At 39.7% G+C, this 13,917-nt stretch carries 14 protein-coding genes and 1 tRNA gene; 5 read left to right on the forward strand and 10 right to left on the reverse strand.

The window, feature by feature from the left end; all coding sequences use genetic code 11:
- Nucleotides 1-4: 4 nt before the first annotated feature.
- The 6 genes from ABIB30_RS24595 to ABIB30_RS24620 form a co-directional block, all read right to left on the reverse strand.
- On the reverse strand, nt 5-1,126 hold the full coding sequence (locus tag ABIB30_RS24595) for a D-TA family PLP-dependent enzyme (RefSeq protein ID WP_354305670.1): 1,122 nt from the start codon (nt 1,124-1,126) through the stop codon (nt 5-7).
- Nucleotides 1,119-1,592 (reverse strand): RidA family protein, encoded by a 474-nt coding sequence (locus ABIB30_RS24600; RefSeq protein ID WP_183865844.1) that lies wholly within the window; start codon nt 1,590-1,592, stop codon nt 1,119-1,121. The genes ABIB30_RS24595 and ABIB30_RS24600 overlap by 8 nt, the downstream gene beginning before the upstream one ends.
- A gap of 10 nt (nt 1,593-1,602) precedes the next feature.
- Nucleotides 1,603-2,916 carry a gluconate:H+ symporter gene (locus ABIB30_RS24605; protein WP_354305671.1) on the reverse strand — a complete coding sequence of 438 codons (1,314 nt, stop codon included), beginning with the start codon at nt 2,914-2,916 and terminating at the stop codon, nt 1,603-1,605.
- Between the two features lie 131 nt (nt 2,917-3,047).
- Nucleotides 3,048-3,674: a gluconate 2-dehydrogenase subunit 3 family protein gene (locus tag ABIB30_RS24610; RefSeq protein ID WP_354305673.1), complete on the reverse strand. Its 627-nt coding sequence runs from the start codon at nt 3,672-3,674 to the stop codon at nt 3,048-3,050.
- A gap of 11 nt (nt 3,675-3,685) precedes the next feature.
- Nucleotides 3,686-5,425 carry a GMC family oxidoreductase gene (locus ABIB30_RS24615; RefSeq protein ID WP_354305674.1) on the reverse strand — a complete coding sequence of 580 codons (1,740 nt, stop codon included), beginning with the start codon at nt 5,423-5,425 and terminating at the stop codon, nt 3,686-3,688.
- Nucleotides 5,426-5,490: 65 nt separating this feature from the next.
- The gene (locus ABIB30_RS24620; RefSeq protein ID WP_354305676.1) at nt 5,491-5,991 is read right to left on the reverse strand and encodes an ester cyclase; all 501 of its coding nucleotides are present in this window, start codon (nt 5,989-5,991) and stop codon (nt 5,491-5,493) included.
- Nucleotides 5,992-6,108: 117 nt separating this feature from the next.
- Here ABIB30_RS24620 and ABIB30_RS24625 point away from each other — a divergent pair, with 117 nt between their 5' ends.
- The gene (locus tag ABIB30_RS24625; RefSeq protein WP_354305677.1) at nt 6,109-6,405 is read left to right on the forward strand and encodes a hypothetical protein; all 297 of its coding nucleotides are present in this window, start codon (nt 6,109-6,111) and stop codon (nt 6,403-6,405) included.
- A 77-nt stretch (nt 6,406-6,482) separates the two neighbouring features.
- Nucleotides 6,483-6,704: a hypothetical protein gene (locus ABIB30_RS24630; protein ID WP_354305678.1), complete on the forward strand. Its 222-nt coding sequence runs from the start codon at nt 6,483-6,485 to the stop codon at nt 6,702-6,704.
- A gap of 79 nt (nt 6,705-6,783) precedes the next feature.
- On the opposite strand, the gene ABIB30_RS24635 is transcribed toward ABIB30_RS24630, so the two are convergent.
- The 4 genes from ABIB30_RS24635 to ABIB30_RS24650 all read right to left on the reverse strand — a co-directional run bounded on the left by ABIB30_RS24635 (nt 6,784) and on the right by ABIB30_RS24650 (nt 9,958).
- Nucleotides 6,784-6,856, reverse strand: a tRNA-Phe gene (locus tag ABIB30_RS24635).
- Between the two features lie 116 nt (nt 6,857-6,972).
- Entirely contained in the window at nt 6,973-7,353 is a 381-nt protein-coding gene (locus tag ABIB30_RS24640; RefSeq protein ID WP_354305679.1) for a DUF779 domain-containing protein, read from the reverse strand.
- Between the two features lie 2 nt (nt 7,354-7,355).
- Nucleotides 7,356-8,423 carry a 2,3-butanediol dehydrogenase gene (locus ABIB30_RS24645; RefSeq protein ID WP_354305680.1) on the reverse strand — a complete coding sequence of 356 codons (1,068 nt, stop codon included), beginning with the start codon at nt 8,421-8,423 and terminating at the stop codon, nt 7,356-7,358.
- A gap of 41 nt (nt 8,424-8,464) precedes the next feature.
- Nucleotides 8,465-9,958: an aldehyde dehydrogenase family protein gene (locus tag ABIB30_RS24650; protein WP_354305681.1), complete on the reverse strand. Its 1,494-nt coding sequence runs from the start codon at nt 9,956-9,958 to the stop codon at nt 8,465-8,467.
- Between the two features lie 171 nt (nt 9,959-10,129).
- Here ABIB30_RS24650 and ABIB30_RS24655 point away from each other — a divergent pair, with 171 nt between their 5' ends.
- The 3 genes from ABIB30_RS24655 to ABIB30_RS24665 all read left to right on the forward strand — a co-directional run bounded on the left by ABIB30_RS24655 (nt 10,130) and on the right by ABIB30_RS24665 (nt 13,474).
- On the forward strand, nt 10,130-11,050 hold the full coding sequence (locus ABIB30_RS24655) for an AraC family transcriptional regulator (protein WP_354305682.1): 921 nt from the start codon (nt 10,130-10,132) through the stop codon (nt 11,048-11,050).
- A gap of 131 nt (nt 11,051-11,181) precedes the next feature.
- On the forward strand, nt 11,182-12,009 hold the full coding sequence (locus ABIB30_RS24660; protein WP_354305683.1) for a porin family protein: 828 nt from the start codon (nt 11,182-11,184) through the stop codon (nt 12,007-12,009).
- 43 nt (nt 12,010-12,052) lie between these two features.
- A complete protein-coding gene (locus ABIB30_RS24665; RefSeq protein ID WP_354305684.1) occupies nt 12,053-13,474 on the forward strand; it encodes a hypothetical protein in 1,422 nt (473 codons plus the stop codon).
- Nucleotides 13,475-13,917 lie beyond the last annotated feature (443 nt).

Here is a 13,917-nt window from a genome sequence, read left to right on the forward strand (position 1 = left end):
AAAATTAAATATTAATCTTCCTCTCCCGTGAAATAATCTTCCACTCTCCTTCTAGTTTATGTTTGTTAATGATATTGGCATTGCCGTAAAGTGCTACTGTAGGACAGATATGTATGGGTAAACCATACAGAACATCCCCGACCTGGAAACCATGATCTGCTTCCAGCTCCAGTACCAGATGTTCTTCACTCTGACTTACGGCTTCTGCTGTGGGCGCATTTAAGAAATGAACCCTCTTTTTTAATAGATTCTCTGCTGCTACAGATTTATGTCCGAGGTCTACGGTAATTTTTGTAGCAGAAGTCAGTGAAATTACCCTGGTGATGACCAGGGCTGCGGTCAGATAGTCTTGTTCTGCAAAAGCATCCTGATAGCCTTTATCCCACAGCACAAATGTTCCAGGACTGCATTCTATAAAGTCAAGCTTTGCATAAATCGGAAAAGTAGGTGTTCCTCCGGCAATAATCACCGGTTCTGCCATCCCCTTCCCAACAATCTGTTTGGTCAATTTATCAATGGATGCTAATATAACTGCTGCCTGCTTTTCTCTTACTGCATAATCTGCGTCGTGAATATGACCGTCATAGGCATGAAGTCCTGAGATCTCCACACCCTTTTCAACCGTTGCAGCTTCATAAAGTGCTAATGCCGCTGCGCCTGGTAGTATACCCGTTCTATTCATCCCAACGTTAAGGTCAAGAAAAACACGTATACTCACTCCTGAAGTTATGGCCATACGGGCAATCTCTTTCAGAGAGAATTCATTATCTATCAGACAGGAGAACGCAGTATCCGGATAGGTTTTGATCAATTGAATAAACCGGCCAATCTTTGGTCCTGCGGGTTGATAGGCTAACAATACATCCGGTGTTTGACAAAGACCAAGCATCTCTGCTTCGGCAATAGTTGCACATTTAAACTTAGTGATCCCGGCTGTTAATAATTGTTGCGTGATCTCTATTGTTTTATGGGTTTTAACATGGGGTCTTAACCTGTTTATGTCATTAATGCTTTGCTTTAATGTTTCAATATTCGCAGTTATTCTGTCCTGATAAAATACCAGGGCTGGAGAGTCCAGCTGATCCACTTCATCAATTAAATACCAGTCTGCTGCCATATTACTCATGTAATTCAAACATTGCTTCAATTTCTACCGGAATATTATCAGGCAATGAGCCAAAACCTACAGCACTGCGTGTACCTATTCCATTTTCTTCGCCCCATACTTGTGCAAATAATTCACTGCAGCCGTTGATAATAAAGGGGTGTTTTTCGAAGTCTGGCGTACAATTGACCATGCCTAAAACTTTGATTACTCTTTTTACCCGGTTCAGTGTACCCAGGTTAGTTTTAATGGTGGATAACATGGTCAGACCAACTTGTCTTGCTGCCAGTTTACCTTCCTCCTGAGTAAGATCAGCACCGATACGGCCAATAATCAGGCTTTTATCATCATTAACAGGCCCGTGTCCGGACAAGTAAAGATATTTACCATCAATCAAATATGGTTTATAAACTCCAAGAGGTGTTGGTGCTGGTGGCAGCGTTAATCCTGATTTTGCAAATTGCGCTTCTGCACTTAAGTTTTCCATTGTATATTCTTTAGATAATTTGATTTAATAAAAGTACGCCGATCAGTCCTGCTGTTCCAACTATTGATTCCATCAATGCCCATGATTTAAACGTATTTTTCAGACTGAGGTTGAAATATTCTTTAAACATCCAGAATCCGGCATCGTTTACGTGAGAGAACATCAGGCTTCCTGCTCCTACTGCAAGTACCATCAGATTTGGGTTTGTATGCGTAGCAACCATCAGCGGTAAGATAATACCGGCAGTGGTTAAGCCAGCTACCGTAGCTGAACCAACACAAAACCTGATAACAGCGGTAATGAGCCAACCCAGAAACAAAGGTTGCATATGCAGTTCCTTTAACATCACTGCAATTTGCGCACTTACGCCACTATCTACTAATACTTGTTTTAGTGCACCTGAACCTCCAATAATCAGTAGAATAAGAGCTACATCTTTAACGGCTTCTCCGTAGAGATCCATGATATAAGTCATTTTCTTTCCCTGGAAAATACCAAGCGTCAGTGTTGCAGTAATTAAAGCAATCAACATCACCACATTTGATTCTCCAACAAGTCCCATCAGGTTGTTTAACCCGGGCGCCTGCTTAGCGGAAAAAGACAATACCGCAGCAATAACAAGTAATAAAACCGGTAAAAGAGCAGTAAAGAAACTATTGAAAGTACCTGGCAGTTCGTGTTCTGGTTTATCGGCAGGAACAAAACTTTTTAATGGAGTGGAAGGAATATTTTTTAATGTTCTGGCAAAAAGAGGCCCACCAATCACAATTGCGGGCACGGCTACGATCAGACCGTACAATAAAGTAAGTCCCATGTTTGCTTTGAATTGTATAACTAAAGCGGAGGGAGAAGGGTGCGGCGGAAGAAATCCATGGGTCACAGATAAGGCAGCCAGCATGGGGAGACCAATATAAATTGCCGGCAGTTTATATTTATAAACTACGGAAAAGATTAGCGGAATCATTAATACGAATCCTATTCCGTAAAAAAGAGGGATACCAATTAAAAACCCGGTGACTACTACGCCCCATTGAATATATTTTTCTCCGCAGATCTTCATAATCACAGCAGCGATCCGCTGGGCCGCTCCACTATCGGCAACCAGTTTCCCTAGCATAGCACCTACGGTAATAATGATGAGTAATGAACCCAGCACATCGCCTATTCCTTTTTCGACAGAGCCGGCAATTTTATTTAGCGGGATACCCAGCGCGATGCCGGCAATGATGGAAACGATCAGGAACGAAAGAAAAGCATTGATCCGCATGGCGGACACCATTACAATTAATAGCAGGATACAAAGCAGTACAATAATCAGGGTCATTCAGCTCTTTTTAGATCAGATAAGATACAAAGTTTAACGGTAGCAGGAGAGGAAATCCCAATAAAAAAAGAGGCTGCTGATCCCTGAATTATCATCAGAAATTTAGCAGCCTCCAATACAAAGAGATTGAATTAAACGTTCTCCATTCCGTACTGCTTCAATACATCGGCAGGTACTCCAGTCCATTTATTGGGTACATTACCTACGTAGCCCAGATCTTTCACTCCCATCTCTGTAGTAAAAAATCCTGAAGCCGTCAGATCTCTCATCAGACTAAAAAAAGCTGCTCCCTGCTGCATTCCAGGTTTAACTTTTTTCGGATAAGCAATGTCTTCTACCATTTCAATGCGCTGTTTTTCGGATGCGTCTTTAAAGGTTTGCTGAAAACGGTTAAGACATTGGATGTCCAGCCATTTTAATCCGCCACGCATAGGTATCTGATGGTCGGGAATATCTTTAACGATAAATTCAATAAATTCCGGCACTTTAGCATCTGTAGCACTTCCTGATTTTCCATCCTTTGGAATGATAATATCTGAAAGGATTGCAATAGTAGCCATTTCATGTGCATTGAAAAACTTTGCTGCATTTAAAGCATGGTCTCTTTCTACTTCGAAAGCTTCTCTGCCTGGTTGAGCGGCAGCTTTTTCATCTACCGCTTTATCTGTTTTAAGCGCTCCTGGTTTACAAGCTTCCAGCAATACTGCTGAACTTATAGCCGTTAAGCCTAAGGCTTTGAGTGATTCACGTCTGTTCATGTCTATTTTGGTTAGCTCAGGTTAAGTTTTTTCTTTTCTGCAAGGATATATTCTGCTGTACGCATCGATAAAGCAAGAATAGTCCAGGTTGCATTTTTATCCCCCTGTTGTACAAAAGGGGCAGCATCTACAACAAACAGGTTTTTACAGTCGTGTGCCTGACACCATTTATTTAAAGCAGATTTCTTTGGATCATCCCCCATTCTGACAGTACCTACTTCATGGATAATTTTACCTGGAGCTTCCAGTCCATAATTATCTTCAGGGCCATGAACTTTTGAAGTCACAATAGCACCCATGGTATGCATCATTTCCTGGAAGGTTTCTTGCATGTGTTTGGCTTGTTTAACTTCTTCAACAGCCCATTTATAGTTAAAACGCAATACAGGAATACCGTATTTGTCCACCACTTTAGGATCTATTTCACAGTAGTTTGATTCTCTGGCTATCGCTGTTCCACGACCGGCCATACCTACTTGTGTACCGAAGAAGCGTCTGTAATCATCTTTCAAACCTATACCGTATCCGCCAGCTTCTTTCATTTTACCGTCTCTTGCGGGTACAGCACCGTTCATATTCTCTATCCCCCCACCAAAGCCGTAACCCGGCATGTGTAATCCACCGCCATATTCAATATGATAACCACGTGGGAAGTCTAGTTTTTTATTGTCAAGCCACCATGGGGAATAAATGTGAACACTACCTACTCCATCTTCGTTATAACGTTTACGATCTAACAGTTGTGGCAGGAAGCCACTTAAGCTTGCCCCTGTTGAGTCATGCAGATATTTACCAACTACATTACTGTTATTCGCCAAACCGTTAGGGTGAGCGACAGATTTAGAGTTTAGCAACAATCGTGCGGATTCGCATGCACTGGCTCCAAGGATAACTATTTTTCCTCTAACCTGATGTTCTTCCATTGTAGTTTTGTCTACATAAGATACACCGGTAGCCAGACCGCCTTTATCTGTCAGTACTTCACGTACCATTGCATTAGTGATTACAGTCAGATTTCCTGTTTTTACTGCTGGTATAACCAGGCACGACGAAGAAGAAAAGTCACCGTAAACTTTACAGCTTCTGCCGCATTGCCCACAATAGAAACAAGGGGCACGATCTTTATTATTTGGCAACGCTTCTGTTAAGACTGAACCACGGCCCGGAATAACAGTTACCCCATTCTTTTTTGCTGCTTTTTTTATAAACAGTTCATTTAACCTTGGTTTTGGTGGTGCCATAAAAATACCGTCCGGCTCGCTTTCGATACCTTCTACAGTTCCATAGATCCCGATTAACCGGTCTACTTTATCATAAAATGGTTTGATTTCCTCATAAGTAATAGGCCAGTTGTCTGTCAGTCCGTCTTTACACTTAAAATCCTCGGGTCCCATTCTCAGAGAGATACGTCCCCAGTGATTGGTTCTTCCTCCCAGCATCCTTGAACGGAACCAGGCAAATTCGGAATTGTTCTTTTGAGTGTAAGGTTCACCGTCAAGTTCCCAACCTCCATAAGCAGCATCAAAATCTCCGAATGGGCGTACAGTTCCTGCACCACGTCTTGGAGATTCCCATGGCCATTTTAGCTGTTGCGCGTCCAGACGTGGATCAAAATAAGCACCTGCTTCAAGCATCAGCACTTTTTGACCGGCATTGGCCAGCACATATCCTGCCATACCCCCACCCGCTCCGGACCCAACTATTATGGCGTCATATTCGACGTCTGACTTTTTAATTTGAAATTCGTTCATACTACCTGCTTTTATTATTAAATGGTTTTAGCTCGTATTTGGCGTATGTAATTTAGTATTAAATTCTAAATTTTGGAATTTTTATCAAATAAGTTACTGATGATCGATTCTGTCTCCGGATGAGATATAACAGGCTGTTTGATGACATAGTCTGTAGCGAGTTGCGTGAGCACAGTAGAAAGCGTATTTATGCCCCAGTGTTCATAATATTTACCGTCCACAACTTTTACAATATCGATTACCTGGATCGTAACTTTCTTTCCGGTTGCCGGCATCCCCATAAAGGTACCGTTGTGTGTTCCTGTAATTGTTTTACGGGTAGTAACCAGGTCACCTTCTGCAATCTGATCGTAAATTGTAATTTTCATATCAGGAAAAGCAGGTCTTAAAACCTGATTAAATGTATAGATCATTCCTCCGGGCCCGTTGTCACTACCTTCTGGAGCAGTATGGTTAATAAATTGGTCATCCATCAATTCTTTAAAGCTTTCCAGGTTACCTTGTTCAATGACTTCGAGGTTAAAGCGCTTGACTACTGCTTTGTTTTTTTCAAGTTGAGTTTCCATTTTTCTATTAGTTATGGGAATCTTTAAATTGGTTAGTTATTCTATAAACAACGACAGAGACGGATAAAAAATATCTTTTCCATTAATTGATTAGCTTTAAAAATATTAAAAAAGAATATGAATACCGCCAACAGTGCTTTCCGTTTTGCAATGCTATCATTAGCACTGCTGCTAATAGCTATTGCTTTGACCCTTATCGAAGCTAATGCAAGTTATGAAATTAAGGTTGCACCAGATGCGACGTACAAAGCTATTGCCATGACCTTAAATATCCTGGGACCTGTTTCTTTTGCTTTTGCACTGTTGTCTGTTTCTGCTAAAAAGAGTAAACTGGGAACAATATTGTGTATTCTTTCAGGCTTAGGTACATTGATGGCTATCATGAGCCTCATTAATTCTGCCTACCAGGCTTAGCCGCTTTATTTTCTATAGCAATTTACGAATGGATAAAATATCCTTAACTTTATGAAGCTGTTTATTTAGCAATATTTATGGCCGAACTGCTCTTATTAATAGGTTTAATATTACCACAAACTATTGCCGGGATTTTCGCAAAGAGTCAGGGAAGAAGTTTTTGGTTCTGGTTTTTCATTTCATTTCTTATTCCAATTATTTCTTTAGTGGTACTACTATTCCTGGATGATAAGCGTGTGGATAGTGATACTGGCTTTAAACTTGCCGATCATGTAAAAAGAGACAAAGAAGAAATATAAATTGAATTTGAGTTTATCGAAGAATTCAGGTAGCAAACAAAGAAGCCCTACTTCGTATGAAACAGGGCTTTCTAAGCAGTGGTGTGGGCCGGGATCGAACCGGCGACACAAGGATTTTCAATCCTTTGCTCTACCGACTGAGCTACCGCACCATCCTTTTATTCACATGATTCCGATCATGCCCCACCTCGGTTGGTGGGCTGCAAATGTAGTTTCTTTTTTTGGATTTCAAAATGGTTAGTGCATTTTATTTAAAAAAAACGCATTTTTATTCTTCCGGGCTCAAATTTACAGGTTCCAATGTCTTCAATTCTTCGTCAGTAAACAGCCTTGAATGTATAATAAACCCCATATCTAAAGTAGATTCAAGGGAGAAACCAGCGGCTCTCCCTTCAATTACATCTAAAGTTAACTGGGTGTGTTTCCAGTATTCAAACTGATCACCAGCCATATAGAACTTACATCCTTCAATTTCTCCCAGGCAAACATCATTAGAACCGATCAGAAAACCTCCTTTTTCAAAACAATGTGGATAAGATCCCTCACAGCATCCCCCGCTCTGATGAAAAAAAAGTTCACCGTATTCTGCTTTCAACTGATTGATTACACTTATGGCTTTTTCTGTAACTAAGATTCTCTTGCTGCTCATGATTATTTAGCAATTTTAACCAATATTTTTACCTGTGTAGGATTGTTCAGCAATGCTTCAAATCCTTCTTCTACAATATTTTCAAGTTCAATTATTGAAGTTACTAGTTTTTCAACAGGCATTCTGCCAGTATGAATCAGCTGAATTACTTCTGGAAAGATGTTCCGGTAAGCTATAGTCCCCTTTATCGTAATTTCACGCACCACCTGATCAAAAGCATTCGTTGTAACCGGTTTTCCAAAAAGAGCGACTAATAAAGCAGTACCGCCATTTTTCAAACTAGCAATTCCAGCATCATAAGTTGCCTGTACACCCGCCGCATCAATATAAATATCCGCACCGCCAGCAGTTAATTGCTTAACCTGAGCTGACACATCTTTCTCTTTTCCATTGATGACCTGGGTAGCGCCAATTTCAAGCGCTTTCTCTAAACGTTTTTCGGCAACATCTACAACGATCACGGTTGCAGCACCAGCTGCAACAGCAGCCTGTACACAGAGTAAACCAATTGGGCCGGCTCCAAATATAACACAGGACTGTCCGAGCTTTAATCCGCTGCTTTTCACCGCATATACAGCTACCGCAGCTGGTTCAACCAAAGCTCCCTGCTCAAAGCTCATGTGGTCTGGAATAGGATGTACCATATAATCTTCTACGACAACAAACTTCGCAAATCCACCGTTCGAAGTCAACCCGATAAAACCCAGAGGTTCTGACAAATTGTACTCACCAGTCACGATAAAGGGACTTTCAGGATTTCTAAAAAGAGGCTCTACAACTACTCTGTCCCCTACTTTCACTTGCTTAACTTCTTCTCCAACTTCGGTTACCACGCCAGAGAATTCATGACCTAAAGTGGTTACGCCAATATGCCCATTTAAAGGATAGGGCACATCCGCAGGAATCAACATCGGCCCGTGTGCATATTCATGTAAATCAGAGCCACAAATACCTGCGTACTGCACTTCTATTTTCACTTGTTTACTACCAGTGGAGGGTATAGGGGCATCCTCTACTCTAATATCTTTAGCGGCATACCAACGGGCAGCTTTCATAACAGGAACTGACATATAAAAAATGGTTTAATAATAATTCAATAAAGCAATCTGACCTAAAAGAACCCTAATTTGTTCTTGTCATAAGAGATCAGCATATTCTTAACACTTCTGTAATGGTCCAGCATCATTTTATGGTTTTCTCTGCCAAATCCTGATTTTTTATATCCGCCAAATGGTGCATGGGCTGGATAAGAGTGATATTGGTTCACCCATACACGACCAGCCTGGATAGCACGTGGCACCTGATATAACTCATGTGCATCACGTGTCCATACGCCGGCACCTAACCCATATAAAGTATCATTTGCAATTTCAATAGCTTCTTCAACTGTTTTAAAAGTAGTTACGCAAAGCACCGGGCCGAATATTTCTTCCTGAAAGATCCGCATTTTGTTGTGTCCTTTAAAAATGGTTGGTTCAATATAATACCCGGTTTCCAATTCACCAGGTAATTTATTAATCCCACCGCCGGTCAAAACTTCCGCTCCTTCTTCAACTCCTATTTTGATATAAGATAATATTTTCTGATACTGTTCATTGGAAGTTTGTGCACCCATCATACTTTCCTTATCCAATGGGCTTAGTGTTTTAATGGCTTTTGTACGCTCAATAACACGACTGATAAACTTATCATAAAGACCTTCCTGTATTAATAACCGGGACGGACAGGTACAAACCTCCCCTTGGTTCAATGCAAACATCACCGCTCCTTCTATTGCTTTATCAAAGAATTCATCGTCTTGCGCACCTACAGAATCGAAAAATATATTTGGCGATTTACCACCTAGTTCCATAGTCGACGGGATAATATTTTCAGCAGCATACTGCATAATTAAACGACCTGAGGTGGTACTTCCGGTAAAAGCAACTTTAGAGATTCTTGAAGAGGTAGCAAGAGGCTTTCCAACTTCCAGGCCGTAGCCATTTACAATGTTTAACACTCCGGGAGGGAGAATATCACCAATCAACTCCATTAAAATAATGATAGATACGGGAGTTTGTTCTGCCGGTTTAACAACCGTACAACAGCCCGCTGCCAATGCAGGTGCTATTTTCCAGGTAGCCATCAGCAAAGGAAAGTTCCATGGTATAATCTGTGCTACAACACCTATCGGTTCATGCAGTACTATACTTACTGTATGCTCATCGTGCTCTGCTATGGTACCTTCTTCTCCCCTGATTACACCGGCAAAATATCTGAAATGATCTACTACCAAAGGTAAATCAGCAGCTAATGTTTCTCTGATAGCCTTCCCATTGTCGATGGTTTCAACTGTAGCGAGGTAGTCTAAGTTATCTTCTATTTTCTGCGCAACTTTCAAAAGTATATTACTTCTGTAGGTCGGAGAACTTTTACTCCAGGTTTTAAAAGCTTCATGTGCTGCATCCAGTGCCAGCTCTACGTCTTCTTTGCTTGACCTTGCTGCTTTTGTAAATACTTTCCCGTCTACAGGGGATATGTTATCAAAATAGATGCCTTTTACCGGTGGCACAAACTTGCCTCCAATAAAATTATCATAATGGGATTTAAATGCCGGTCTTTCCATGAGGGTATGAATTTATGATTTGGTTCATACAAACGTAATGGCTAATTGGAAACGATGGTAGGACAATTGTAGCAAGTAGTAGCATTATCGTTGCAGAAAGAGTGTGCTAGCGTCTTGAAATAAACTTATATTTGGGTATACGCCCTTAGTACTAACCAAAATTTACTGATCATGATGCAGCATAAATTAAATCTTGTTGAGTTGAGTAAGGAAGCGAATTTACAAACCTTAGTAGAAAACAGAACGGCTTATACGCTGGAACGTTGTGAACTGAATGTGTTTGAAACTTATTCTGAGTCGTATAAAGTACCTTTAAGCTTTAGTGATTTTGTGATCACAAGCATGCTGCGCGGTAAAAAGGTAATGCATCTTTGTGATCGGCAGGGTTTCGATTATTTGCCGGGAGAGACTGTCATTGTCCGCCCTTCAGAAGCGATGGAGATAGATTTCCCCGAGGCTTCTGGCCATAATCCTGCTCAGTGTATTGCTCTGGCCATAGATAATGATCAGATTAAACAGACTATCCGTTATCTGAATGAGTATTTCCCTAAAACTACTGCCGGTGAGCAGTGGTCACTGAATTATGAGGAATATCATTTTTACAACAATGAAGAAATCTCTTTTCTGATCAATAAGATTATCAGGATTTGTGCTGAAGGATCAAAAGAAAAGGATGTACTGGCAGACCTGACCTTAAAAGAATTACTGGTCAGAATTATGCAGACACAAAGTTTAAAAACGATTGGCCGTACTGGCAATGACACGAATCATAATCCTCTGGCTTATGTAATTGGCTATATCAGAGCTAATTTGAGTGAGAAAATAAGTATCAATAATCTAAGCAGCAAGGCTTGTATGAGCAAAGCTACCTTTTACAGATTATTTAAACGGGAATTGGGTATCAGCCCTAACGATTTTATCCTGACGGAAAAGATAAACCGTGCAAAACAAATGCTGGCCAGTCCTGGTTCAAAGATTGCTGCGATCAGCTATGAGCTTGGTTTCAGTGATGCTAATTACTTTATCCGCGTTTTCAAAAAACTGGAGGGTATTACTCCTGGAAGTTATCAATTGCAATTTTCAGCATTATAATATTGCGAGTCTGTTAATAGCAGTACTATCGGACAAAATCTTGTCAATTATTTATTTATAAACAAAAATACACTTAAACAAATAATTTAATACATTTGCGGCCTAAGAAAATAAACCACTTAACGCTCAAAATGTTATCTTATATTAAAATTAATTTTATTGCCCAGGCAATTTTCAAATTATCACGTCTTTTTCTTTTAACAACAACATTAATATTTTTTCTTACCAATATTACCCTGGCGCAGAAAAGCGAGAAAAATGACGGGCACAGCAAATCTCAGGATTCTTTAAAAAACAGACTTGAAGTTGGTGTAGCGGCAGGTTTGAGTTTAAACCAATTTACTCAAGGACAACCTCAAACTGGCTCAAATACAGGCTATACTGCTGGAATTTCAGTTAACTATAAATTAGTCAAGGGAATAAGTCTGCAACTGGAGGTCAATTCGCTACAGCAAGGCGGGTCCATGATTCGTTTCAAAGATGACACCAGATTTGATTTACCAGAGAGCTTTGAGACTAAAAATGTTAAAAACAGTTCTTATAAACTGAATAGTATAGAACTCCCTCTTTTAATTAATTACACATTTAAGATTAAACCGCTATGGAAACCATCAGTGTATATTGGTGGAAGCTATGCTTACTCCTATAATGTAAATGAGAGGTATCAAAAAACGGGGAACCTTTTGCCAGGCGAAGATATTATTGCCACAGTAAATGCTTCACAGAACGCAACCAATCTGTTTAATGCTTCAAGGTTCAATCTGATAGTTGGTGCAAATTTAAAATTGCCGCTAACTTCAAGATTCCTGCTCCTTATAGATATGAGATATTTAAATGGTTTGTCATCGGCCAGGGATAAATATTCTTACATGGAAAAAGTTGGTTTTGGAACGAATATCAGAACGAACTCCTTCCTTACAAAACTAGGCATCATTATGCCACTGTCAACTCTTAAATAAGAGTTCCATCCCCTCAAAATTTACTTAAATAAATAAGCGTAATATGAAGTCAAAATTTACTATTTTAACAGTTATGGCGTTCGCTATTCTGATTGCTGGCTGCAGTAAGGATAAGTTTAACGAGAACGATGCCATCAATGCCCAGAAAGACCTGCTGAATTTAAAATATCAGCATGAACTTGATCTTGAAACACTGAAACAAAAAGGTGCTACTGCTATGCAGCAGTTAATTAATACAGCTGCGCTTGAGCAGGTAAAACTCAATGACAGTTTAAAAACAAAGAGTGCTATCGCTGCAAAAAAGCAGGATTACAGTGTAAGAGTTGTAGATGTTCTCTCTAACGCCCCATTGGCAGATGCCGATGTTACAGTTTCTTCTGAAGGAAAAATATTCGCAGCCAAAACAAATGCGCAAGGTATAGTTACTTTTACGGCCTTATATCTATTCCCAACAAGTACTTTCCTGGTTTCAAAAACCGGATATGCTGCGACTCAGATTTCACAGTATCTTGCCGCTAATAGCAATGTGAAATTATGGAATACTACAGATTTAACAAATGAGATCACTGGTACGCTTTATATTGAAACAGATTTAACAAACAATACCCCAGAAAAAGTGGGGGCTAAAGTATTAGTTACAGCTGCTGCAAACATTCCAACAAATTCCTCAGAGTCTTACACTGTTTATTTTCCGGCATATACTGATGCAGCTGGTATTTACAGTATCAAAGTCCCTGCCGCTCCAAATGGATATACACTTTCATTTGAGCAAGTCACCGCTGATCAAAAACTTTATGTGAATGCAACCGAAGATGATGCTATAACTTCATTTCCAAGTAGCTTGCCGAGACTAACCACCATAAAGACATATTTTAATGTGAATAATTTCAATGCTCCAGTTCCAACAGTATATAGCTCTTATTACTTTAAAGTTGCAGCTGACAAGACTGGTAAGACATTATATATTCCAGGAAATACTTATTATAATTATTACAATCAAGTACTATTATCTTCTGTAGGTGATAAATTTCAAGTTGAAAGACTTAATATCACCAATACTCAAAATAACAATGCAGATTTTAGCATGTTCACCTACGATGCTAATGCCAAAATTAATGTAGAAATAGTTGATGTAACCGGGAACACGATACAATCAGCCCCTAAATTAATGGCTACCACAGGATCGAATGGAAAGATAGCTTATACTTACTCTCCTGAGGGCGGTAGTGGTTATGTCCATCTTAAAAGAGATGATGCTGGCGTTTTATTATCTGATGCCAAAGGTATCATCTTAAAAGCTGTATCCTACGATTCATATAGCTACGCATTAAGCAATTATAGCAATATAAACGTCGTAACAAACAGAGGGGTAGGTAATACTTATTTGCTAAGTAATAAAGGCGATAAAAAGGTTGTCAACTTTTACTATGGTTCTGGCGATAGCAGAGTGAAACAAGTTTATTAGTTTTAGAAATCATAAACTTATAATAAAAACCATCTCCTAAGTATAGGAGATGGTTTTTTATTATAAAGTGATTCTATCAGGCTTCAAACAAAGTTACCTGACAATTTACCTGCTGCTATAAAGATTCTTATCAATTAATGGCATAACGATCAATATGATGATCAAATCTGCAATAGCCAAAATCAATATTGCGATAGCTGTAGTTTGCATCATAACATGAATTAAAACCAACATTACGTCCATCACGAGCACTTCTGCCACACAAAATTCTTTTAGATTTTTCAGTGCGAAGAGGAAAGATCCTGATTTTCCAGGCTTGCTGCTTTTACGAAAGTTCTCTGATGCCTTTTTCGGTTTCCATTGATTGTTTCATTATGCCCCTTACAGAACTTTTGAAACAACCTGTACTCCAAACTGCTGCTTTAAAAATGAAATCGCCCAGG

Source organism: Pedobacter sp. UYP1, assembly GCF_040547305.1.
Lineage (GTDB): Bacteria > Bacteroidota > Bacteroidia > Sphingobacteriales > Sphingobacteriaceae > Pedobacter.

What these genes read in the sequence shown, in the direction of transcription:
- ABIB30_RS24605 (WP_354305671.1), bottom strand. Translation starts at nt 2,916, where the DNA reads ATGACCCTGATTATTGTACTGCTTTGTATCCTGCTATTAATTGTAATG.
- ABIB30_RS24610 (WP_354305673.1), bottom strand. Translation starts at nt 3,674, where the DNA reads ATGAACAGACGTGAATCACTCAAAGCCTTAGGCTTAACGGCTATAAGT.
- ABIB30_RS24620 (WP_354305676.1), bottom strand. Translation starts at nt 5,991, where the DNA reads ATGGAAACTCAACTTGAAAAAAACAAAGCAGTAGTCAAGCGCTTTAAC.
- ABIB30_RS24665 (WP_354305684.1), top strand. Translation starts at nt 12,053, where the DNA reads ATGAAGTCAAAATTTACTATTTTAACAGTTATGGCGTTCGCTATTCTG.
- ABIB30_RS24615 (WP_354305674.1), bottom strand. Translation starts at nt 5,425, where the DNA reads ATGAACGAATTTCAAATTAAAAAGTCAGACGTCGAATATGACGCCATA.
- ABIB30_RS24630 (WP_354305678.1), top strand. Translation starts at nt 6,483, where the DNA reads ATGGCCGAACTGCTCTTATTAATAGGTTTAATATTACCACAAACTATT.
- ABIB30_RS24645 (WP_354305680.1), bottom strand. Translation starts at nt 8,423, where the DNA reads ATGTCAGTTCCTGTTATGAAAGCTGCCCGTTGGTATGCCGCTAAAGAT.
- ABIB30_RS24660 (WP_354305683.1), top strand. Translation starts at nt 11,182, where the DNA reads ATGTTATCTTATATTAAAATTAATTTTATTGCCCAGGCAATTTTCAAA.
- ABIB30_RS24600 (WP_183865844.1), bottom strand. Translation starts at nt 1,592, where the DNA reads ATGGAAAACTTAAGTGCAGAAGCGCAATTTGCAAAATCAGGATTAACG.
- ABIB30_RS24640 (WP_354305679.1), bottom strand. Translation starts at nt 7,353, where the DNA reads ATGAGCAGCAAGAGAATCTTAGTTACAGAAAAAGCCATAAGTGTAATC.
- ABIB30_RS24655 (WP_354305682.1), top strand. Translation starts at nt 10,130, where the DNA reads ATGATGCAGCATAAATTAAATCTTGTTGAGTTGAGTAAGGAAGCGAAT.
- ABIB30_RS24595 (WP_354305670.1), bottom strand. Translation starts at nt 1,126, where the DNA reads ATGAGTAATATGGCAGCAGACTGGTATTTAATTGATGAAGTGGATCAG.
- ABIB30_RS24650 (WP_354305681.1), bottom strand. Translation starts at nt 9,958, where the DNA reads ATGGAAAGACCGGCATTTAAATCCCATTATGATAATTTTATTGGAGGC.
- ABIB30_RS24625 (WP_354305677.1), top strand. Translation starts at nt 6,109, where the DNA reads ATGAATACCGCCAACAGTGCTTTCCGTTTTGCAATGCTATCATTAGCA.